This window comes from Streptomyces sp. NPDC058955 (assembly GCF_042741435.1).
Lineage (GTDB): Bacteria > Actinomycetota > Actinomycetes > Streptomycetales > Streptomycetaceae > Streptomyces.
In genome coordinates this window covers 1-21,284 of the sequence record NZ_JBHYKM010000026.1, presented here as the reverse complement: position 1 = coordinate 21,284, position 21,284 = coordinate 1, and the positions used below count along the sequence as shown (strand labels likewise).

Genomic DNA, 21,284 nt, shown 5'->3' with positions numbered 1-21,284 from the left:
GAAGCCGCGGATGGACCTCTCCAGTCTAGGCCGAGTGGGTGAGGTCGGCGGCTCTGACCTCCTCGGCGAAGGGCTCGCCCCGGGTGTAGCGGGCGATCTCCGCCAGGGCCTGGTCGGTCATCCGGTGCAGCTCGTTGCCGAGCGAGCCGGCGATGTGGGGGGTCAGGAGGACGTTGGGGAGGCTGTAGAGCGGGGAGTCCGCCGGAGGGAGTTCCGGGTCGGTCACGTCGAGGACCGCGTGGAGGCGGCCCGCGGTCAGATGGGGGAGGAGGGCGTCCTCGTCGATCAGGGAGCCCCGGGAGGTGTTGATCAGGGTGGCGCCGTCGGGCAGGGCGGCGAGCTGGCGGGCCCCGATCATGCGGTACGTGGACGGGAGTTGGGGCGCGTGCACGGAGACCACCGAGCTGCGGGCGCAGAGTTCGTCCAGGCCGGCGAGGGCCGCGCCCGGCGGCGGGGCCGTCAGGTACGGGTCGTACAGCAGCACCTCGACGTCGAAGGGGCGCAGCAGTTCGACGACCCGGCGGCCGATGCGGGAGGCGCCGACGATGCCGACCGTGCGGCGGTAGTTGCCCCAGTCGGCGGACTCGGCGAGCCAGGCGTGGTCGGCGCGGAGTTCGGCGTACCGCTGGGCCGAGCGCAGCACCCGCTTCCCGGCGAAGAGGATCGCGGCGAGGGTGTACTCGGCGACCGGCAGGGCGTTGGCGGCGGCGGCGCTGGTGACCCGGAGGCCGCGTTCCCAGCAGGCGTCGGTGATGTGGTGCTTGACCGAACCGGCCGCGTGCACCACGGCCTTCAGGCGCGGGGCGCGGGCCAGCACCTCCGGGGTGAGCGGGGTGGCGCCCCAGCAGGTGAGGAGGAGTTCGGCCTCGGCGAGGGCGGCGGCGGAGCGCGGGTCGGGGGCGGTCAGGTCGTGGGCGACCAGGTGCGGGTCGGTGCGGGTGAGCTCCGCGAGGCGGGCGCGGTGGGCGTCGGTGAGGAGCCGGCCGGCGACGCCGGGGCCCATCGCGAGCAGGAGGGAGGGGCGGTTGTCGGTGGTGGGGTGCATGGTGGGACCTGGGCTCCTCACTTGACGCTGCCGGCGGTCAGTCCGGCCTTCCAGTGGCGCTGGAGCGAGACGAAGGCGACGACGAGGGGGACGACGGCGAGCAGCGAACCGGTGACGACGAGGGGGTAGTAGTCCGGCTCGGCGTGGGCGTTGCTGTTCCACGCGTAGAGGCCGAGGCTCAGCGGGAAGAGCTTCTGGTCCGAAAGCATCACCAGGGGGAGGAAGAAGTTGTTCCAGACGGCGGTGAACTGGAAGAGGAAGACGGTCACGAAGCCCGGCATGACCGTGCGCAGACCGATCGACCAGAAGACCCGCAGCTCGCCGGCGCCGTCGATCCGGGCGGCTTCGAGCGCCTCGTCGGGGACGTAGGCGGCGCACAGCACCCGGGAGAGGTAGACCCCAAAGGGGTTGACCAGGACCGGCAGCAGCACGGCGGCGTAGGTGTTGACGATGCCGATCTCGCTGGCGAGCAGGTACATCGGCAGGGCGAGGGCGGTGGGGGGGACGAGGACGCCGAGGAGGACCAGGCCGAAGAGCTTCTCCTTGCCCCGGAAGTCGTAGACGTGGAAGGCGTATCCGGCGGCGACGCTGATCAGCGCGCAGGCGGCGGCGCCGACGCCGGCGTAGAGGAGGCTGTTGAGGTACCAGCGGAAGTAGACGCCGTCGTTGTACTCGGCGAGCCGGGCGAGGTTGCCGCCGAGGTCGAAGCCGTCGAAGGAGAAGGCGTTCCCGGCGAGCAGGCCGCCGGCGTCCTTGGTGGCGGCGGTGACCAGCCAGACGAGCGGGAAGAGCATGTAGCAGGTGGCGAGGAGCAGGACGCCGTTGACGGCGGTCCTCGACAGCCAGCGGGAGCGGGGGGCGCTCATGCGGCCTTCTCCTTCCGGTCCCGGGTGAGGCGGGTGACGGCGAAGGACAGCAGCGCGGCCGTCAGGGCGAGCAGGATCGAGGCGGCCGCGGCCAGTCCGTAGTCGTTGCGGTCGAAGGCGGCGGAGTAGGCGTACATGTTCGGCGTCCAGGTGGAGGTGACGGCGGAGCCCGTGCCCCTGCTGAGGATCAGCGGTTCGGTGAAGAGCTGGAGGGAGCCGATGACGGTGAAGAGGCCGACCATCGCCAGGGAGCCGCGGAGCAGCGGGATCTTCACGGCGAAGGCGGTGCGCCAGGCGCCGGCCCCGTCGACGGTGGCGGCTTCGAGGACGGAGCGGTCGATGGCCTGGAGGGCGGCGTAGAAGATGATCAGGTTGTAGCCGAGCCATTCCCACAGGGCGATGTTGACGACGGACGGCAGGGCGCCCTCGGGGGAGAAGAAGTCGAAGCCGATCCCGCCGGCCTCCATCGCCTGGACGACCGGGCTGAGCTGGGGCGTGTAGAGATAGACCCAGATCAGGGCGGCGATGATGCCGGGGACGGCGTGCGGCAGGAAGAGCGCGAGCTGGAAGAAGCGGCGGGCGCGGGCGAGGGCGGTGTCGAGGAGCAGCGCGAGGCCGAGGGCCCCGGCGAGCAGCAGCGGCAGGTAGAGCAGGCAGTAGCCGAGCAGCACGCCGAAGCCCTCGCGGAAGGCCCGGTCACCCAGTGCCGCGGCGTAGTTGCCGAGTCCGGTGAAGACGGTCTCGGAGCCGCCGAAGCCCAGTCCCGACTGCTTCTCGGTGAAGAGGCTGAGCCAGACCGCGTATCCGATCGGCACCACCAGCACCGCGGTGAAGAGCAGGAAGAACGGGGTCAGCAGGAGTGCCGCGGCACGGGTGCGGGCCTTCACGCGCTCAGCCCTCGACCTTCAGGCCGCGCTTGGTGAGTTCGGCGACGGTGGCGTCGTGGCCTGCCTTCACCGCGTCGGCGAGGGTGGGGCCGCCGGGGGCGACGGCGCCGAAGCGGTCCTTGATGGCGGTGTTGGTGGTGCCGGTGGTGGGGCCCCAGGACCACTGCGGGGTGATGGAGGCGCCGGCGGCCTCGAAGAGGGCGTAGATGTCCTGGCCGCCGTAGAAGCTCGCGTCGAACGCCTTCTTGGCGGCGGGGCGCAGGGCGGTGGCGGCGGGGAAGGCGCTGGAGGTGCCGGAGGCGATGCGGGCCTTGACGCCCTCCTCGGTGGTGGCCATCCAGGTCGCGAACTCGACGGCCGCGGCCTTCTTCCGGCTGTTCTTCGGCACGGCGAAGGTGGAGCCGCCGAGCATGCCGGAGGCGGGCTTGCCGTCCCAGCTGGGCATGGGGGCGACGGCCCACTTGCCGGCCTGCTCGGGGAGGGTGCCCTTGAGGACGCCGGCGCCCCAGGAGGCGCCGAGGTAGGCGTAGGTGGTGCCGTTCTTCAGGGAGCCGGTCCACTCGGGGCTGAAGGAGGCGTTCTTGTGGACGAGGCCGGCGTCGAGGAGGCCCTGCCAGTAGGCGGTGACCTTGGTGGTGGCCGGGTCGGTGGTGTCGATCTTCCAGGTGTCGTTCTCGGCCTTGAACCACTGGGCGCCGGCCTGCCAGGCCATCGCCTCGAAGGTGGTGGGGTCGTCGGGGAAGAAGGTGGCGATGCGGGCCCCGGCGTCGGCCTTCCGCACCTGCTCGGCGGCCTTCCGGAAGGCGTCCCAGGTGGTGGGGACCTGGATCCCGTGCTTCTCGAAGAGGTCCTTGCGGTAGTAGAGCGCCTGCGGGGCGGCGTCGAAGGGGACGGCCCAGCTCTTGCCGCCGAGGGTGGTGAGGTCGACGGCCTGGGGGAGGAGGCCGGCCCGGGCGGACTCGGGGAAGACGTCGCCGATCTCCTGGAGGGCGCCGGAGGAGACGAACTCGGGGAGCGAGGGGTACTCGATGGAGACCAGGTCGGGGGCGTTGCCCGCCTTCACGGCGTTGGAGATCTTGGCGTAGCCGCCGGCGTTGCCGGAGGGGATCTCCTCGAAGGTGACCTTGATGTCGGTGTGGGAGGCGTTGAAGGCGTCGACGACGTCCTTGGAGCCCTTGGCCCAGCCCCAGAAGGTGACGGTGACGGGCTTCCCGGCGGCGGAATCGGTGTCGTCACCGCCTCCGCCGCAGGCCGTGAGGACGGCGAGGGCGGTGGCGGTGCCGGCTATGACGCGGGACGTTCTGCTCCAACTGAGGCTCACGGCACGGCTCCTGATCGGCGGCGTGGACGGGGTTGGCCGTGATCCTGGGACCGTTCATGAACGAAGTCAAGAGCGAAAGATTGAATGATCGAAAAAAGATCAGATCGATCAGGGGGAGGCGACCGGGCGGGCGGCCCCGCAGGACGCCCGCACCCGCAGCCGCGGCAGCAGGCTCACATGGCGGCTCGCCGCGTCCTCGTCGGCACCCCCGGCCAGCCGCTCCACCAGCAGTTCCGTGGCGTGCCGGCCCACCTGTCGCTTGGGCGGGGCGACCGCCGTCAGCGGGGTGTCGGCCAGTGCGGCGACCTCGTCGTCGTACGCGATGACGGCCAGGTCCTCCGGGACGCGCACGCCGAGCGGGGCGAGCCGCTGCACGATCTCGATCGCGTCCACGTCGTTGTGGACCAGCACCGCGCTCGCCCGCCCCGAGCGGACCTCCTCGTACAGCGCCCGCACCGCCCGCTCGAACCCCTCCGGATCCGCGTCGGCCGGTACGGAGTCGATCACCGGCCGCGGCTGCGCCAGGCCCAGCACGGCCAGCGCCTCCGCGTACCCGGCCCGCACCGCGAGCGCGGTCGGCGAGTCCCCGCGGGCCACCAGGAGCGGGGTCGCGTGCCCCAGCCCGACCAGATGGCGCAGGGCGAGCAGCACCCCGTGCGCGTGGTCGGAGGAGACCCGGTCGAGCCCGTCGAGCGCACTGCCCGGCTCGGCGCGCCGCTCCAGGAGCACGGCCGGCACCGGCAGCCGGGTCAGCCAGTCCCCGTACGCCCGCCGGTCCTCGGGCCCGAGCCAGCCCGGCGCCACGAGCACGCCCTCGGCACCGGCCGCGAGCAGCCCCTCGGTGCGGGCCCGGTCCTCCTCCGGGCGGTAGTCCGAGATCCGCAGCACCAGCCGCGCGCCGGCCCGGGCGGCCGCCTCGTGCGCGCCCCGGATGACCTCGGCGAAGTAGTACGTGGCGGAGGGCGCGAGCAGGCCGAGCACCAGGCCCTCGCCGGCACCGGGCCCGGGCCGCTGGTCGCCCGGCGCGGCGGGGCGCGGCCAGGAGACCTGGCCGTGCACCCGGTCGAGCAGCCCCCGCGAGGCCAGCGCCTCCGCGTCGCGGCGGGCGGTGACGGGGGAGACCCCCAGGAGGCCGGCCAGCTCGGCGACGCGGACCGTGCCGCGCTCGCGCACCAGGTCCAGCAGTCGGGCGTGTCGTTCGGCGGCACTCTCGCGCACGTGCGGTTCCCCCTCGCGGTGTGGTGGTTCCCCGACCTTAGACGACAATGATCGAACGCCGGGAGTTTCGATCATTCGCTCCGAATCTCTTGACGATTCGATCGGGCCCCGCGGAGGATGCGAGCGCGGGCCCGACGGGCCTACTGGGGCCCGTACTTGCGGCCCGCCTTCGACGACACCCCGCCGAGCAGCGCGCGCGGCGCCAGCTTCACCACGCCCATCAGGGCCTTGTAGCGCGGGTCCGGGATCGACAGGGTCCTGCCCCGCGCCAGGTCCGACAGGGCCGCCGCCACCAGCTTGTCCGCGTCCAGCCACATCCAGCCGGGGATGTTGTCCGTGCCCATCCCGGCCCGCTCGTGGAACTCGGTGCGGACGAAGCCGGGGCAGAGCGCCATCAGCCGCACCCCGCTGCCCGCGAGGTCCCGGGCCGCGCCCTGGGTGAACTGCACGACCCACGCCTTCGAGGCGCCGTAGGTGCCGCGCGGCACGAAGGCCGCCACCGAGGCCACGTTCACCACGCCGCCCCGCCCGCGCTCCTTCATCGCCGCGGCCGCGGCCGAGGTCAGCCGCAGCACCGCCTCGCAGTGCACGGTCAGCATCCGCAGCTCGTCGGCCATCGACACGTCGAGGAACCGGCCCTTGTTGCCGAAGCCCGCGTTGTTCACCAGCAGGTCGACCGGGCGGCGCGGGTCGGAGAGCCGGGCCTCCACCGCGGCGATCCCCTCCTCCGAGGAGAGGTCCGCGGCGAGCACCTCGGCCTCCACCCCGTGCCGGTCGTGCAGCTCGGTCGCCTGCTCCCGGAGGCGCTTCAGGTCCCGCGCCACCAGGACGACGTCATGGCCGTCGGCCGCCAGCCGCCGCGCGAACGCGGCCCCGATGCCGGCGGTGGCTCCCGTGATCAGTGCAGTGGTCATACCGGAACCGTAGTGCCCGGAACCGACGCCCCGGGCCCCGTACGGCCCCGGCCCCGACCCCGTACGACCCGGGCGTCCCGGCGCGTACGGCCCCGGCGTCCCACCCCCGTACGGCCCCGGCCTCAGGCGCCGTACTTCTCCACGTGCTGGCGGGCCAGCGCGAGGAGTCCGGACTCCATCCACTCGGCGGCCACCAGCGTCTCGGCCAGCCGCTCCCGCTCGGTGGTCGCCGCCCGGTGCAGGAGGGCGACCGTGACGTGGTGGTCCGGCCGGTGCACCACCGTGACCGGGTCGCCGGCCCGCACCTCGCCCGGCTCGATCACCCGCAGCAGCGCGCCCGGCGCGCCGGCCTGGGTGAACCGCTTCACCCAGCCCTTGGGATCGTGGCCCTGCTCCTCCAGGTGCCCCTGGAAGGTGCGGCAGGGGATCCGGCCGCCGGTGACCTCGACGACCAGGGACCCGCCGATCCGCCAGCGCTCGCCGATCAGCGCCCCGTTCACGTCCAGGCCGTTCGTCGTCAGGTTCTCCCCGAAGGAGCCGTTCGCCAGCTCCCGGCCCAGCTCCCGCTCCCAGTGGTCCAGGTCCTCGCGGGCGAAGGCGTACACCGCGCGGTCGGCGCCGCCGTGGAAGCGCAGGTCGCACACGTCGTCCCCGGCGACTCCGCTCGCCCCGACGCCGTTGGGCCCGGGCGACTCGATCCGTACGGGGCCCTCGACGGGGCGCTTGTCGATGCCCGTCATCCCGGAGGCGGAGTCGGTGTAGTCGACCGTCTTCGCCCGGCCCGCGTTCACACTCAGCAAGGTCGTCATGGGGGCAGCGTAAGCGCGGACCCACCCTCGGGTCTCAAAGATTTGATCGAAGATTCGCGCCCGGATCCAAGAGTCGCTTATGCTCGACCCATGATCGAGGCACGTCATCTCCGCGTCCTGCGGGCCGTCGCCGCCACCGGCTCCTTCTCCGCCGCCGCGCGCGAACTCGGCTGCACCCAGCCCGCCGTCAGCCAGCAGATGAAGGCCCTGGAGACCTCGGCCGGCACCCCGCTGCTCATCCGGACCGGCCGCGAGATGCGCCTCACCCAGGCCGGCGAGGTCCTCGTCCGGCACGCCGCCGGCATCCTCGCCGGACTCACCGCCGCCGAGGAGGAGGTCGCCGCCATCGCCGGGCTGCGGGCCGGCCGGGTCCGCCTGGTCTCCTTCCCCAGCGGCAGCTCCACCCTCGTCCCCACCGCGCTCGCCGCCCTGCGCGCCGCCCACCCCGGCACCCGGGTCTCCCTCGTGGAGGCCGAGCCGCCGCGCTCCGTCGAGATGCTCCGCGAGGGCGACTGCGACATCGCCCTCGCCTTCCGGTACGGCTCCGGCCAGACCGTCGGCGAATGGGACGACCTGGTGGTCCGCCCGCTGCTCACCGACCGGCTCGTCGGCCTGGTCCCCGAGGCGCACCCGCTCGCCGGCGCCGGCTCGGTCTCCATCGCCGAGCTGGCCGGGGACCCCTGGATCGCCGGCTGCCCCCGGTGCCGCCGACAGCTCGTCGACGTCTGCGAGGAGGCCGGCTTCGCCCCGCGCATCGACTTCGCCACCGACGACTACCCGGCCGTGGTGGGGCTGGTCGGCGCGGGGCTCGGCGTGGCCGTCCTGCCGGAGCTGGCCATCGAGTCCGTACGGCCCAAGGGCGCGCGGACCGTCGCGGTCGAGCCGGCCGTGGAGCGGGAGATCGTGGCGCTGACCCTGCCGGACCTGGCCCAGGTCCCGGCGGTCGCGGCCACCCTCGACGAACTGGCCCGGGCCGCCACGCGCGCGTGATCCGCACCCGGGGCCACGCGCGCGTGCGCCCGGGTCGCCTGGGGAGCCCCGGATCAGGGGCTCAGCTCACGAGGAAACGTTCCTTCATGCATGCCCCACGATCGATCGACCGGCGGCCGACGTCGCCGGCGCCGCCGTGATCAGTCGGTTGCGCGCGCGTCCCATGAGTTCTTCGCGTTCGTCCTCGGTGAGGCCGCCCCAGACGCCGTAGGGCTCCCGCACGGCGAGTGCGTGTGCCGCGCACTCCGCGCGGACCGGGCACCGCATGCAGACCTCTTTCGCCGAGTTCTCACGCGCACTCCGTGCCGCGCCGCGCTCTCCCTCGGGGTGGAAGAACAGGGAGCTGTCGACCCCGCGGCAGGCCGCGAGCAGTTGCCAGTCCCACAGATCGGCGTTGGGTCCGGGAAGGCGGGAGAAATCTGCCATTGCGCTAGTCCCCTTGAAACCGTGTCGAAACGGGTTGGTGGGTGGGCGGGAAGTGGCTGTCGCTCCGGGGTTCCTCGGGCCCCGGTCGGTCCGGATGTGTCCGACTACTGTCGAAGTAGATGTAAATATGACTCATTGCGAATCTAGCCACAGACACCGCGAAAAGGGAAGAAAACCCGCTAAATGGGGCATAGCTTCTGATGTGTGGACGCACGACCTGCGACGCTCTTCTCCGTGCACGGCCCCTCACAAGGAGTGCCGAAGGTCTCGTCCGACCCGTAACTCTTTCGAGTGACCATCGTTGAGAGTGCGAGGCGGTTGAATGAACAAGCGATCGGGCAGGTGTCCGGGAGCGTCAACCGCACAGGTGACGATACGTACCAGCCCTGGAGGCTCAAGGTGACGCGCATCAGCTGCGAGAGCCGCGGAGGTCGGTCATGACCTCCGTTCTCGTCTGCGACGACTCCCCGCTTGCCCGAGAGGCGCTTCGCCGCGCGGTCGCGACCGTGCCCGGCGTGGAGCGCGTGACCACCGCGGCCAACGGCGAGGAAGTCCTCCGCCGCTGGGGCGCGGACCGCTCGGACCTCATCCTGATGGACGTGCGCATGCCCGGCCTCGGCGGTGTGGAAACCGTCCGCCGGCTGCTCTCCGCCGACCCCGGCGCCCGGATCATCATGCTCACCGTCGCCGAGGACCTCGACGGCGTCGCCCTCGCGGTCGCCGCCGGCGCGCGTGGCTATCTGCACAAGGACGCCTCGCGCGCCGAGCTGCGGGCCACCGTCACCCAGGCGCTCGCCGACCCGACCTGGCGGCTCGCCCCGCGCCGGCTCCGTTCGGCCGAGATGGGCGCCGCGCCCACCCTCACCGCGCGCGAGATCCAGGTCCTCGAAGGCATGAGCCACGGCCGGTCCAACGCGGAGATCGGGCGCGAGCTCTTCCTCTCCGAGGACACCGTCAAGACCCACGCCCGGCGCCTCTTCAAGAAGCTCGGCGCCTCCGACCGGGCGCACGCCGTCGCGCTCGGATTCCGCTGGGGCCTGGTCCGCTGAACCGGCGGACACATGCCTCCTCCCCGTCCGCCGAGCGGCGGACGGGGCGGGCCTGTGTCGATTCCCCGCCCGATGCCGCATCCTTGAGGTGTGGAGTTCCTCGGGGACGAGTCGATCGAGCGGAAGGGGAGGGCGCCAGAGATGAATCCCGGCGCACCTGCTCATAACGCTTCGGTGCACAACTACGGACACGGTGCCGCGGACGGACAGGCGTCCAGGCACCATGGAGCGATGCGCGACGACGAGACCATGGGTTCCCCCATGCCTGCCGGGCAGGGGGAGATCGGTGCGCTCGTCCACCGCGCCGTCGAAGGGGACGCGCAGGCCACCCACGACCTGCTCGCGCGCGTCCACCCCCTCGCGCTGCGCTACTGCCGCACCCGGCTCAACCGGCTCCCCGGTGACGCCCGCCACTTCGTCGAGGACCTCGCGCAGGAGGTCTGCGTCGCCGTCCTCATGGCCCTGCCCCGCTACAAGGACACCGGCCGCCCCTTCGAGGCGTTCGTCTTCGCCATCGCCGGACACAAGGTCGCCGACCTCCAGCGCGCCGCCATGCGGCACCCCGGCTCCACCGCCGTGCCCTCCGACGAGATGCCCGAGCGGCCCGACGACTCCCTCGGCCCCGAGGAGCGCGCCCTCCTCAGCGACGACGCCGAATGGGCCAAGAAGCTCCTCGCCAACCTCCCGGAGAACCAGCGCGAGCTCCTCGTCCTCCGGGTCGCCGTCGGGCTGACCGCCGAGGAGACCGGCCAGATGCTCGGCATGTCCCCGGGCGCCGTCCGGGTCGCCCAGCACCGCGCCCTCAGCCGGCTGCGGGCCCTGGCCGAGCAGTAAGCCTCGCAGGGCCCCGTCGTCCCTTTCGTACACGTGCGAACGTCCAAAGCTCGCCGCTGATCTTGATCGTGGAATGAGACACCGCTCCGGGCCGTTAGCATGGACATCCCGCACCGATCAAGGCCATTTGGGAAGGTGTCATGACTGCCAACGTCGACGGAGTGCCCGGTAAATTCGCGACACTCGGGCTGACCTACGACGACGTGCTGCTGCTGCCGGGAGCCTCCGAGGTGCTCCCCAACGCGGTCGACACCTCGTCCCGCATCTCTCGTAACGTCCGGGTCAACATCCCGCTGCTCTCCGCGGCGATGGACAAGGTGACCGAGTCCCGCATGGCGATCGCCATGGCCCGTCTGGGCGGCGTCGGCGTGCTCCACCGGAACCTGTCCATCGAGGACCAGGTCAACCAGGTGGACCTCGTCAAGCGCTCCGAGTCCGGCATGGTGACCGACCCGATCACCGTCCACCCGGAGGCGACCCTCGCCGAGGCCGACGCCCTCTGCGCCAAGTTCCGCATCAGCGGCGTCCCGGTCACCGCCCCCGACGGCAAGCTCCTCGGCATCGTGACCAACCGCGACATGGCCTTCGAGACCGACCGCAGCCGTCAGGTCCGCGAGGTCATGACGCCGATGCCGCTGGTCACCGGCAAGGTCGGCATCTCCGGCGTGGACGCCATGGAGCTGCTGCGCCGCCACAAGATCGAGAAGCTGCCGCTCGTCGACGACGAGGGCGTCCTCAAGGGCCTCATCACCGTCAAGGACTTCGTCAAGGCGGAGAAGTACCCGAACGCCGCCAAGGACGCCGAGGGCCGGCTGCTCGTCGGCGCGGCCGTCGGCGCCAGCCCCGAGGCCCTGGAGCGCGCCCAGGCGCTCGCCGCCGTCGGCGTCGACTTCCTCATCGTCGACACCTCGCACGGCCACAACAGCAACGCCCTGAGCTGGATGTCGAAGATCAAGTCGAGCGTGAACGTCGACGTGATCGGCGGCAACGTCGCCACCCGCGACGGCGCCCAGGCGATGATCGACGCCGGTGTCGACGGCATCAAGGTCGGCGTCGGCCCCGGCTCCATCTGCACCACCCGCGTGGTCGCCGGCATCGGCGTCCCGCAGGTCACCGCGATCTACGAGGCCGGTCTCGCGGCCCGCGCGGCGGGCGTCCCGCTCATCGGCGACGGCGGCCTGCAGTACTCCGGCGACATCGGCAAGGCGCTCGCCGCCGGCGCCGACACCGTGATGCTCGGCAGCCTCCTCGCGGGCTGCGAGGAGTCGCCCGGCGAGCTGCTCTTCATCAACGGCAAGCAGTTCAAGTCGTACCGCGGCATGGGCTCGCTCGGCGCCATGCAGTCCCGCGGCCAGGGCCGGTCCTACTCCAAGGACCGCTACTTCCAGGCCGACGTCACCTCCGACGACAAGCTCGTGCCCGAGGGCATCGAGGGCCAGGTGCCGTACCGCGGTCCGCTCTCCTCCGTCGTGCACCAGCTCGTCGGCGGTCTGCGCCAGACGATGGGCTACGTGGGCGCCGCCTCCATCGAGGAGATGGAGTCGAAGGGCCGCTTCGTCCGGATCACCTCGGCGGGTCTCAAGGAGAGCCACCCGCACGACATCCAGATGACGGTCGAGGCGCCGAACTACAGCAGGAAGTAGTCCGCGCACACGGGAGGGGGCGGTTCCGGCATGTGGCCGGAGCCGCCCCCCACGCGTGTGTCGGGGATACTGGTAGGCGCAGACATAGAGGGAAAGGCCACATATCGTGACTGAGATCGAGATCGGGCGCGGCAAGCGCGGCCGCAGGGCGTACGCGTTCGACGACATCGCCGTCGTACCGAGCCGGCGCACCCGGGACCCGAAGGAGGTCTCGATCGCCTGGCAGATCGACGCCTACCGCTTCGAGCTGCCGTTCCTGGCCGCCCCGATGGACTCGGTCGTCTCCCCGCAGACCGCCATCCGGATCGGCGAGCTCGGTGGCCTGGGCGTGCTGAACCTCGAAGGACTGTGGACCCGCTACGAGGACCCGCAGCCGCTGCTCGACGAGATCGCCGAGCTGGACGAGGCCACCGCCACCCGCCGTCTGCAGGAGATCTACGCCGCTCCGATCAAGGAGGAGCTGATCGGGCAGCGCATCAAGGAGGTGCGCGACTCCGGCGTCGTCACCGCCGCCGCGCTCTCCCCGCAGCGCACCGCCCAGTTCTCCAAGGCCGTCGTCGACGCGGGCGTGGACATCTTCGTCATCCGCGGCACCACGGTCTCCGCCGAGCACGTCTCCGGCGCCGCCGAGCCGCTGAACCTGAAGCAGTTCATCTACGAGCTGGACGTCCCGGTCATCGTCGGCGGCTGCGCCACGTACACCGCCGCCCTGCACCTGATGCGGACCGGCGCCGCGGGCGTCCTGGTCGGCTTCGGCGGCGGCGCCGCGCACACCACCCGGAACGTGCTGGGCATCCAGGTCCCGATGGCGACCGCCGTCGCCGACGTGGCCGCGGCCCGCCGCGACTACATGGACGAGTCCGGCGGCCGGTACGTGCACGTCATCGCCGACGGCGGCGTGGGCTGGTCCGGCGACCTGCCGAAGGCCATCGCCTGCGGCGCCGACGCCGTGATGATCGGCTCCCCGCTGGCGCGCGGCACCGACGCGCCGGGCAAGGGCCACCACTGGGGCATGGAGGCCGTCCACGAGGACGTGCCGCGCGGCAAGCTGGTCGACCTGGGCATCGTCGGCACCACCGAGGAGATCCTCACCGGTCCGTCGCACACCCCGGACGGCTCGATGAACTTCTTCGGCGCCCTGCGCCGCGCGATGGCCACCACCGGCTACAGCGAGCTCAAGGAGTTCCAGCGCGTCGAGGTCACCGTCGCGGACTCGCAGCACCGCCGCTGACGCTTCTTGCTCGTACGGGAGAGGGCCCCGCACCGACCGGTGCGGGGCCCTCTCCCGTACGCGCGCGTGCCCCGGGTCAGTCGGAGGCGCCGGCCTTCCGGGCGCCGGAGAACGCGGCGACGGCGCCGAGCGCGAGGAAGAGGAAGGTCATCGCGTCCTTGCCCTCGCTCCACGCCTCCATCAGCCCGCCGAATTCGTCGAGGAGGATGTCGGTGAAGGAGATGTGCAACTCCTTGGAGATGTAGACCGCGATGCCGACGAGCTGGCCGAGGTAGACGGCGCCGAGCGACAGGACCGCGGAGACGATCGGCAGCACGGGGTTGTTGCCGCCGACCTTGCCGGCGGCGAAGCCGACCGCGAAGCCGACGCCGACCGCGGCCCAGCCGATCTCGGCCTCGATGCCGCCGAGGATGGCGCCGTAGATGCCGGCGGTGACCAGCGCGGCGACGACGGCGGCGAGGAGGCCGAGGCCGATGTTGTTCCGGCGGGGCGCGGGCGCGGGCGCCGGCGGGTAGGCGCCGAACGGGTTCTGGCCGGCGGGCTGCTGGGGCGCGCCGGGGGCGAACGGGTTCTGGCCGGCGGGAGCCTGACCGTACGGGTTCTGGCCGGCGGGCTGCTGGCCGGGGGCTCCCTCGGCGTACGGGTTGCCGGGCGGCGGAACGGGCTGGCTCATGGTGGTGGTCCCCCAAGACGGATGCCGCACGGGTGTGCGACCAATGGGGCCGGACACTAGCAGTCCGCTCCGACAGTGGCCCACCCGTTACCTGTACCTGTGCCTCAGAGGCGGTGCGCGGTGCCGGCGGGGGTGGCGCCGCGGGTGTCGAGGAGGAGCTGGGCCTTCACCGCGAGGCCCTGGAGGTCGTAGACGCGGTGGTGCTGGAGCAGGACGGTCAGGTCGGCGTGGGCGGCGGCCTCGTAGAGGGAGTCCGCGCGGGGGACGGGGAGGTCCCGGACCCGCCAGTCGGGGACGTGCGGGTCGTGGAAGCTGACCGCCGCGCCGAGGTCCATGAGGCGGTGGGCGATCTCGTCGGCGGGGGAGCCCTCGCGGTCGGCGAGGTCGGGCTTGTACGTGATGCCGAGCAGCAGGATCCGGGCGCCGCGGGCGGACTTGCCGTGCTCGTTGAGGAGCGTGGCGGCGCGCTGGACGACGTACTTCGGCATCCGCTGGTTGACCTGGCCGGCGAGCTCGACGAGCCGGAGCGGGCGGTGGCCGCCGAGCCGGTCGACGGGGACGCCGTGGCCGCCGACGCCGGGGCCGGGGCGGAAGGCCTGGAAGCCGAAGGGCTTGGTCTCGGCGCAGCGGATGACGTCCCAGAGGTCCACGCCGAGTTCGTGGCAGAGCACCGCCATCTCGTTGACGAGGGCGATGTTGACGTGCCGGAAGTTGGTCTCCAGGAGCTTGACCGTCTCGGCCTCGCGGGGGCCGCGCGCGCGGACCACCTTGTCGGTGAAGCGGCCGTAGAAGGCGGCGGCGGACTCGGTGCACGCGGGCGTGAGGCCGCCGATGACCTTCGGGGTGCCGGCGAGGCCGGGGAGGCGGGCGCCGGGGTCGATGCGGCCGGGGGAGTACGCGAGGTGGAAGTCGCGGCCGGCCCGCAGGCCCGAGCCCTGCTCCAGGAGCTCCCGGAGCGGGCCCTCGGTGGTGCCGGGCGGGACGGGGGACTCCAGGACGACGGTGGTGTGCGGGCGGAGCCGGGCGGCGAGCGCGCGGGCGGCGTCGGTGACGGCGGTGAGGTCGAGGCCGCCGTCGGGGCCCGGCGGGGTCGGGGCGCAGATCACCGCCGTGCGGACCCGGCCCAGTTCGGCCGGGCCGGTGGTGGCGCGGAAGCCGCCGGAGAGCATCCGGCGGATCTCGGAGGCGGTGAGGGAGCCGTCGACCGGGGGCCGGCCCGCGGTGAGCTCGGCGACCGGGCGGGGGTCGGTGTCGAAGCCGACGGTGGCGATGCCCGCGGCGGTCGCGGCCTGGGCGAGGGGGAGTCCGTGGTGGCCGAGGCCGATGACGGCGAGGTCTGCGGGCATGGGGGTGGGCCGTCCTTCCCGGTAGCCGTTGTCCGCTGCATACGCAACAGGTAACCAATGTCAGACTAGGAGTAAATATGACCGATATGCGGCATTGCATGATCGAAGGTCGCCGAGTGTTATCCACAGGTCCGCACGGGGGCGGTGGCCGAAGCCGCCGGACCGGTCCAGAATCGGGACTGTGAACCGGGCCACACGCGGTCCGGTTCGCCGCTGCGACGACGAAGGACACCGGACGACGCACGACGACGGGAGGCGGCAGCCGTGAGGACAGCGACACTGGGACCCGCCGAGCGCGCCGCGGCACTGGCGGCCATGGCCGAGCGCGAGCTGGACGTGCTCGTCGTCGGCGGCGGCGTGGTCGGCGCCGGCACCGCCCTCGACGCGGTCACGCGCGGGCTCTCCACCGGCATCGTCGAGGCCCGCGACTGGGCCTCCGGCACCTCCAGCCGCTCCAGCAAGCTCATCCACGGCGGCCTCCGCTACCTGGAGATGCTCGACTTCGCCCTGGTCCGCGAGGCCCTCAAGGAGCGCGGACTGCTCCTGGAGCGGCTCGCCCCCCACCTGGTGAAACCCGTGCCGTTCCTCTACCCCCTCCAGCACCAGGGCTGGGAGCGGCTCTACGCGGGCTCCGGCGTCGCCCTGTACGACGCCATGTCCGTCTCCTCCGGGCACGGCCGCGGCCTCCCCGTCCACCGCCACCTCAGCCGCAAGGGCGCCCTCCGCGTCGCCCCCTGCCTGCGCAGGGACGCCCTCACCGGCGCCCTCCAGTACTACGACGCCCAGATGGACGACGCCCGCTTCGTCCTCACCCTGGTCCGCACCGCCGCCTCCTACGGCGCCCTGGCCGCCGCCCGGGCCCGGGTCACCGGCTTCCTCCGGGAGGGCGAGCGGGTCGTCGGCGCCCGCGTCCAGGACGTCGAGACCGGCGGCGAGTACGTCATCCGGGCCAAGCAGATCGTCAACGCCACCGGGGTGTGGACCGACGACACCCAGGCCCTCATCGGCGAGCGCGGCCAGTTCCACGTCCGCGCCTCCAAGGGCATCCACCTCGTCGTCCCCAAGGACCGGATCCACTCCACCACCGGCCTCATCCTGCGCACCGAGAAGTCCGTCCTCTTCGTCATCCCCTGGGGACGGCACTGGATCATCGGCACCACCGACACCGACTGGGACCTCGACAAGGCCCACCCCGCCGCCTCCAGCGCCGACATCGACTACCTGCTCGAACACGTCAACACCGTGCTCGCCACCCCGCTCTCCCGCGACGACGTCCAGGGGGTCTACGCGGGCCTGCGCCCGCTGCTCGCCGGCGAGTCCGACGCCACCAGCAAGCTCTCCCGCGAGCACACCGTCGCCCACCCGGTCCCCGGCCTGGTCGTCGTCGCCGGCGGCAAGTACACGACCTACCGGGTGATGGCCGAGGACGCCGTCGACGAGGCCGTGCACGGCCTCGACCAGAGGGTCGCCCCCTGCGTCACCGAGGACACCCCGCTGATCGGCGCCGAGGGCTACCGGGCGCTGTGGAACGCGCGGGCCAGGATCGCCGCCCGCACCGGCCTGCACGTCGTCCGCGTCGAGCATCTGCTCAACCGGTACGGCTCCCTGACGGAGGAACTGCTCGCCCTCGTCGCCGAGGACCCCTCGCTCGGCGAGCCGCTCGCCGCGGCCGACGACTACCTGCGCGCCGAGGTCGTCTACGCGGCCTCCCACGAGGGCGCCCGCCACCTCGACGACGTCCTCACCCGCCGCACCCGCGTCTCCATCGAGACCTTCGACCGCGGCACCCGCAGCGCGCGCGAGGCGGCCGAGCTGATGGCGCCGGTCCTCGGCTGGGACCGGGGCCAGATCGAGAGGGAGATCGCGCACTACGAGAAGCGGGTCGAGGCGGAGCGGGAGTCGCAGCGGCAGCCCGACGACCAGACGGCGGACGCCGCACGGCTCGGTGCGCCCGACATCGTCCCGATCTGACGGGGGCTCCGCCTGACGGTACGTCCGGGACGGGAGGGAACCCCGGGGCGCCGGTGGCGCGTCGTCATACCGGAGTCTGGACCCGGGGGCGCCCCCCGCCGCGAGGTGAGGGACAATGGGCTCTCTTCCAGGGCGGGTTGCCGCAGCGTGCGGAGTGCGGCGGGCGCGGCGGAGATCAGGGATCGCAGAGGGGACGCATGTCGGAGTCGGAGCAGTCGCGGGACACGGCGAAGGACCCCCGGCGGGACGCCGCCGCGGGGGCCGCGACCGACGGCGGGCGGGGGACGGTTCCGGCCGCGCGCGAGGCGGAGCGGGACGCGGCGGAGCGGGACGCGGGAGCGCCCGGCGAGAAGGCCGCCGGCACGGAGCCGGACGGCGGGGCCCGGCCGGAGACCGCGCGGGCGACCTCCCAGGACCCCGCGCCGGAGTCGACGCGGCCTCAGGACGCCGCGCCCCGGGACGCGAAGGAAGCCGCGAAGCCCCGGGACGTGAAGCCGGAGGCCGGCGCGGGCGCGCCGCGCGACCGGGTGCCGGGGACCGAGCCGTCCACCGGACGGGCCGGCTTCGGCGCCGGGGACGGCGACGGGCAGCGGCCCGCCGCCGACCGGCTCCGCAAGGGCTCCTCGTCCACCACCGCCGAGACCGAGGGCCGGCTGCTCGCCGGCCGCTACCGGCTCGGCGCCCTCGTCGGCCGCGGCGGCATGGGCACCGTCTGGCGCGCCGTCGACGAGACCCTCGGCCGCACCGTCGCCGTCAAGGAACTCCGCTTCCCCAGCAGCATCGACGAGGACGAGAAGCGCCGCCTGATCACCCGGACCCTGCGCGAGGCCAAGGCCATCGCCAAGATCCGCAACAACGGCGCCGTGACCGTCTACGACGTCGTCGACGAGGACGACCGCCCGTGGATCGTCATGGAACTCATCGAGGGCAAGTCGCTCGCCGACGCCGTGCGCGAGGACGGCGTCCTCACCCCGCGCCGCGCCGCCGAGGTCGGCCTCGCCATCCTCGACGTGCTGCGCTCCGCGCACCGCGAGGGCATCCTGCACCGCGACGTGAAGCCGTCCAACGTCCTCATCGCCGACGACGGCCGCGTCGTCCTCACCGACTTCGGCATCGCCCAGGTGGAGGGCGACCCCTCCATCACCTCCACCGGCATGCTCGTCGGCGCCCCCTCGTACATCTCGCCCGAGCGCGCCCGCGGCCACAAGCCCGGCCCGGCCGCCGACCTGTGGTCGCTCGGCGGACTGCTGTACGCGGCGGTCGAGGGCTGCCCGCCGTACGACAAGGGCTCCGCGATCGCGACCCTCACCGCCGTGATGACCGAGCCCGTCGACCCGCCGAAGAACGCGGGCCCCGAACTGGAGCAGGTCATCTACGGCTTGCTGGCCAAGGACCCGGCGCAGCGGCTCGACGACGCCCGCGCCCGGGTGCTGCTGCGCGCCGTGCTCGACGCCCCCGAGGCCGCGCCGGAGCCGTCGCCCGAGGTGACCAGGATCGTTCCGCTGCCGACCCGCCCCGAGCGGGACCCGGCGGCCCCGGCCGCCGGCCGGGAGAAGGCCCCCGAGCCCGCCGCCGAGCGGATGCGGGGCGCCCTCGCCTCCGTACGGAACGCGGCCGCGGCGGCCAAGGCCGAGGCGAAGGCGAAGGACCGCGCCAAGGACAGGACCGCCAAGGACAAGGGCGCCAGGGAGCAGACCCGGCCGGTGCCCGCGCAGGGCGGCGCCCGGCCGGCGCCGGTGCGCGCCCCGCTCACCGACGTCGTCCCCCGGCGCACCCTGGTGATCATCGCCGCGGTCGCCGTCCTCGCCGTGCTCGGCACCATCCTCGCGGTCTCCCTCAACGGCGACGACAAGGGCGACGAGGGCAAGGGCGGCGACACCACCGTCTCGGCCGGCACCACCGCCGGCGGCGACGGCGGCGCCGGCACCGACGGCGGCACCGGCACCGGGACCGGCGACCCCAGCCAGCAGGGCGACGCTCAGCCCGGCGACAACGGCGGCTCCGCCGACGGCGGTTCGACGGCGACCGGCGGCGCGACCGGCACCCCGGGCACCTCCACCGGCCAGACCGGCACCACGCCCACCGCCAAGCCGAGCGGCGGCACCGGCACCGCGCTGCCGGCCGGCTACGCCCTGGTCACCAACGACCGCTTCCACTTCTCCATGGCCATGCCCTCCTCCTTCGTCATGCGCCCGATAGACGGCTACAGCGGCGGCGCCATATGGAGCGAGAAGGGCGGCTTCCCGCGCGTCCAGGTCGACTTCAACGGCAGCCCCAAGGACGACGCGAAGGCCGCCTGGCTCGCCGCCGTCGGCGGCGTCCGCCTCACCAGCTCCGGCTACAAGCACCTCGGCATCGACACGGTGTCGTGGAAGGGCTACCCGACCGTCGCGGACTGGGCGTTCGAGCGGAACCAGAAGGGCGAGCGGGTCCGCGTCCTCAACCGCGGCTTCAAGGTCGACGCGAAGCACGGCTACTCGATCATGATCACCTGCCGGGCCGCCGAGTGGGACGGCGCCGAGTGCCGGACGCTGCGCGACACCGCGTTCGCCACGTTCAGCCCCAAGGACTGACCGACGCCCGTATCGTGAGGGACGGGGGACGACCGAAGCGCAGGGGGAGGCGCCGTGGACGAGTACGCGGGAAGAGTGCTCGCTGAGCGCTACCGCCTGCCGCTGCCGCCCGCCGGCGCCGACGCGCTCGTCGACCTCGTGGAGACCCGCGCCTTCGACACGTACAGCGGGCAGGAGGTGCGGATCCGTCAGGTCCCCCTGCCCGAGTTCGTCGACGCCGAGGTCCTCGGCGAAGGCCCGCCGCCCACCGGCCCGTACGGGACGGGCGGGGCCACCCGGCGGCCCGCCGAGCCGGTGGTCCGGCGGGCGATCGAGGCGGCCCAGGCCGCCGCCCAGATCCCCGACCACCCCTTACTCGACCAGGTCTTCGACGTCTTCGCGGAGGCCGGCTCGCTGTGGATAGTGAGCGAACACGTCGCCGCCCGCCCCCTCTCCGCGCTCCTCGCCGAGGGCCCGCTCAACCCGTTCCGCGCCGCCGAGATCGCCGCGGACGTCCTCACCGCCCTGCGTGCCCTGCACGCCCACGGCTGGGTCCACCGCAACATCACCGCCCGCACGGTCCTGGTCTGCGACGACGGCCGCGTCGTCCTCACAGGCCTGGCCGCCGGCGCCGCCGAGGAGGCCCTCTGCGGCTACGCCCCCGTCCCGGACCCCGACGACCCCGCCTTCCGGCCGCCCGCGCCGGAGTTCGGGGAGCGGGAGGAGTACGAGGGGTACGAGGACCACGAGGAGCACGCGGAGTACGCGGAGTACGGCGAGGATTCGGACGACGCGGAAGAGCCGTACGAGACGCAGGAGCCGTACGAGACCTACGAGAGCCACGACACCTACGAACCCGAGGCGCCCGAGCCCGACGCCTACGAGCACGAGGTGTACGAGACCGGCGAGTACGCGGCGCCCGAGCCGCCGCCGGAGCCGGAGCCCGTCCCGTACGGCGCCGACCCCTACGGCCGGGCGACGCCGGCGCCCCGCCCCGTGAGCCCGCCGGAGGCTCCCGCGGTGCCGCCCAGCGCCGATCTGCGGGCGGCCAGGGCGGGGGCCATCGCCGCCTACCGCGCGGCCACCCGCGCCGCCGCCGCGCGGCTCGGCGACACCGGCCCGCTCCCGGCCCCGCGCCCGCCCGAGCCCCAGGCCGCCCTCGAACCGGCCCCCCCACCCGCCCCCGAGCCCGAGGCGACGGAACCCGACACCCCCGCCCTCCCGGAGGCCACCCGCCCCGGCCCGGCCCCCCAGTGGTGGGCGCGCACAGCGGACGACGACGAGGACGAGGACGACGAGGACGACGAGGGCGACGCCGAGGACGCGTACGGCGGCGAGGACCGCGGCCCGCGCCCGCCCCGCCTGATGCTCAAGGGCACCTGGAGCGACGGCCCGCACGCCTCCCGGGACGCCGCACCGCCCGTCCCGGCCGGTGGCGGTTCCGTGCTGCCCGGCTCCGGCCGGCCCGCGCTGCCCGCCGGGTACGCGCCCGCCGCCCCGGAGCCCGTC

The 21,284-nt window shown here is 73.4% G+C and carries 18 protein-coding genes; 8 read left to right on the top strand and 10 right to left on the bottom strand.

All coding sequences use genetic code 11. The annotated features are described in order from the left end of the window. Positions 1-25: 25 nt before the first annotated feature. The 7 genes from ACFW1I_RS13110 to ACFW1I_RS13080 all read right to left on the bottom strand — a co-directional run bounded on the left by ACFW1I_RS13110 (position 26) and on the right by ACFW1I_RS13080 (position 7,060). The gene (locus ACFW1I_RS13110; protein WP_384669343.1) at positions 26-1,045 is read right to left on the bottom strand and encodes a hydroxyacid dehydrogenase; all 1,020 of its coding nucleotides are present in this window, start codon (positions 1,043-1,045) and stop codon (positions 26-28) included. 17 nt (positions 1,046-1,062) lie between these two features. Then, on the bottom strand, positions 1,063-1,911 hold the full coding sequence (locus tag ACFW1I_RS13105; protein ID WP_384669341.1) for a carbohydrate ABC transporter permease: 849 nt from the start codon (positions 1,909-1,911) through the stop codon (positions 1,063-1,065). Beyond that, positions 1,908-2,798, bottom strand: coding sequence for a carbohydrate ABC transporter permease (locus ACFW1I_RS13100; protein ID WP_031012184.1), 891 nt, complete (start codon positions 2,796-2,798; stop codon positions 1,908-1,910). Before ACFW1I_RS13100 ends, ACFW1I_RS13105 begins: the two co-directional genes overlap by 4 nt. A gap of 4 nt (positions 2,799-2,802) precedes the next feature. Further along, the gene (locus ACFW1I_RS13095) at positions 2,803-4,119 is read right to left on the bottom strand and encodes an ABC transporter substrate-binding protein (protein WP_384669339.1); all 1,317 of its coding nucleotides are present in this window, start codon (positions 4,117-4,119) and stop codon (positions 2,803-2,805) included. 108 nt (positions 4,120-4,227) lie between these two features. Beyond that, complete coding sequence (locus ACFW1I_RS13090; RefSeq protein WP_384669337.1) at positions 4,228-5,337, bottom strand: substrate-binding domain-containing protein; 1,110 nt, start codon at positions 5,335-5,337, stop codon at positions 4,228-4,230. Between the two features lie 140 nt (positions 5,338-5,477). Further along, positions 5,478-6,251 (bottom strand): SDR family NAD(P)-dependent oxidoreductase, encoded by a 774-nt coding sequence (locus ACFW1I_RS13085; protein ID WP_384669335.1) that lies wholly within the window; start codon positions 6,249-6,251, stop codon positions 5,478-5,480. Positions 6,252-6,373: 122 nt separating this feature from the next. Then, positions 6,374-7,060, bottom strand: a complete 687-nt coding sequence (locus tag ACFW1I_RS13080) for an MOSC domain-containing protein (protein ID WP_384669333.1) — start codon at positions 7,058-7,060, stop codon at positions 6,374-6,376. Positions 7,061-7,150: 90 nt separating this feature from the next. Here ACFW1I_RS13080 and ACFW1I_RS13075 point away from each other — a divergent pair, with 90 nt between their 5' ends. After that, positions 7,151-8,050, top strand: a complete 900-nt coding sequence (locus ACFW1I_RS13075; protein ID WP_384669332.1) for a LysR family transcriptional regulator — start codon at positions 7,151-7,153, stop codon at positions 8,048-8,050. A gap of 84 nt (positions 8,051-8,134) precedes the next feature. Here the strand turns inward: ACFW1I_RS13075 and ACFW1I_RS13070 are convergent, their stop codons facing one another. Continuing rightward, positions 8,135-8,476: a WhiB family transcriptional regulator gene (locus tag ACFW1I_RS13070; protein ID WP_384669331.1), complete on the bottom strand. Its 342-nt coding sequence runs from the start codon at positions 8,474-8,476 to the stop codon at positions 8,135-8,137. Positions 8,477-8,913: 437 nt separating this feature from the next. Here ACFW1I_RS13070 and ACFW1I_RS13065 point away from each other — a divergent pair, with 437 nt between their 5' ends. The 4 genes from ACFW1I_RS13065 to ACFW1I_RS13050 all read left to right on the top strand — a co-directional run bounded on the left by ACFW1I_RS13065 (position 8,914) and on the right by ACFW1I_RS13050 (position 13,233). Further along, entirely contained in the window at positions 8,914-9,525 is a 612-nt protein-coding gene (locus ACFW1I_RS13065) for a response regulator transcription factor (protein ID WP_003948568.1), read from the top strand. Between the two features lie 231 nt (positions 9,526-9,756). Next, complete coding sequence (locus ACFW1I_RS13060; protein ID WP_030750140.1) at positions 9,757-10,359, top strand: sigma-70 family RNA polymerase sigma factor; 603 nt, start codon at positions 9,757-9,759, stop codon at positions 10,357-10,359. 140 nt (positions 10,360-10,499) lie between these two features. Next, positions 10,500-12,002, top strand: coding sequence for an IMP dehydrogenase (gene guaB / locus ACFW1I_RS13055; RefSeq protein ID WP_384669329.1), 1,503 nt, complete (start codon positions 10,500-10,502; stop codon positions 12,000-12,002). Positions 12,003-12,108: 106 nt separating this feature from the next. Continuing rightward, on the top strand, positions 12,109-13,233 hold the full coding sequence (locus ACFW1I_RS13050) for a GuaB3 family IMP dehydrogenase-related protein (protein ID WP_150230835.1): 1,125 nt from the start codon (positions 12,109-12,111) through the stop codon (positions 13,231-13,233). Between the two features lie 76 nt (positions 13,234-13,309). Here ACFW1I_RS13050 and ACFW1I_RS13045 read toward each other — a convergent pair whose 3' ends face one another. Continuing rightward, positions 13,310-13,906, bottom strand: a complete 597-nt coding sequence (locus tag ACFW1I_RS13045; RefSeq protein WP_384669327.1) for a hypothetical protein — start codon at positions 13,904-13,906, stop codon at positions 13,310-13,312. Between the two features lie 104 nt (positions 13,907-14,010). Beyond that, entirely contained in the window at positions 14,011-15,252 is a 1,242-nt protein-coding gene (locus ACFW1I_RS13040; RefSeq protein WP_384669326.1) for a nucleotide sugar dehydrogenase, read from the bottom strand. 264 nt (positions 15,253-15,516) lie between these two features. Here ACFW1I_RS13040 and ACFW1I_RS13035 point away from each other — a divergent pair, with 264 nt between their 5' ends. The 3 genes from ACFW1I_RS13035 to ACFW1I_RS13025 form a co-directional block, all read left to right on the top strand. Continuing rightward, positions 15,517-17,223: a glycerol-3-phosphate dehydrogenase/oxidase gene (locus tag ACFW1I_RS13035; protein ID WP_384669325.1), complete on the top strand. Its 1,707-nt coding sequence runs from the start codon at positions 15,517-15,519 to the stop codon at positions 17,221-17,223. A 197-nt stretch (positions 17,224-17,420) separates the two neighbouring features. After that, a complete protein-coding gene (locus ACFW1I_RS13030) occupies positions 17,421-19,796 on the top strand; it encodes a protein kinase (RefSeq protein WP_384669323.1) in 2,376 nt (791 codons plus the stop codon). A gap of 54 nt (positions 19,797-19,850) precedes the next feature. Then, positions 19,851-21,284 (top strand): protein kinase (locus ACFW1I_RS13025; RefSeq protein ID WP_384669320.1); only part of this gene is annotated, 1,434 nt, incomplete at its 3' end.

Coding starts and splice junctions, on each gene's coding strand:
- ACFW1I_RS13075 (WP_384669332.1), top strand. CDS start 7,151: ATGATCGAGGCACGTCATCTCCGCGTCCTGCGGGCCGTCGCCGCCACC.
- ACFW1I_RS13105 (WP_384669341.1), bottom strand. CDS start 1,911: ATGAGCGCCCCCCGCTCCCGCTGGCTGTCGAGGACCGCCGTCAACGGC.
- ACFW1I_RS13085 (WP_384669335.1), bottom strand. CDS start 6,251: ATGACCACTGCACTGATCACGGGAGCCACCGCCGGCATCGGGGCCGCG.
- ACFW1I_RS13040 (WP_384669326.1), bottom strand. CDS start 15,252: ATGCCCGCAGACCTCGCCGTCATCGGCCTCGGCCACCACGGACTCCCC.
- ACFW1I_RS13060 (WP_030750140.1), top strand. CDS start 9,757: ATGCGCGACGACGAGACCATGGGTTCCCCCATGCCTGCCGGGCAGGGG.
- guaB (WP_384669329.1), top strand. CDS start 10,500: ATGACTGCCAACGTCGACGGAGTGCCCGGTAAATTCGCGACACTCGGG.
- ACFW1I_RS13070 (WP_384669331.1), bottom strand. CDS start 8,476: ATGGCAGATTTCTCCCGCCTTCCCGGACCCAACGCCGATCTGTGGGAC.
- ACFW1I_RS13110 (WP_384669343.1), bottom strand. CDS start 1,045: ATGCACCCCACCACCGACAACCGCCCCTCCCTCCTGCTCGCGATGGGC.
- ACFW1I_RS13045 (WP_384669327.1), bottom strand. CDS start 13,906: ATGAGCCAGCCCGTTCCGCCGCCCGGCAACCCGTACGCCGAGGGAGCC.
- ACFW1I_RS13030 (WP_384669323.1), top strand. CDS start 17,421: ATGTCGGAGTCGGAGCAGTCGCGGGACACGGCGAAGGACCCCCGGCGG.
- ACFW1I_RS13080 (WP_384669333.1), bottom strand. CDS start 7,060: ATGACGACCTTGCTGAGTGTGAACGCGGGCCGGGCGAAGACGGTCGAC.
- ACFW1I_RS13065 (WP_003948568.1), top strand. CDS start 8,914: ATGACCTCCGTTCTCGTCTGCGACGACTCCCCGCTTGCCCGAGAGGCG.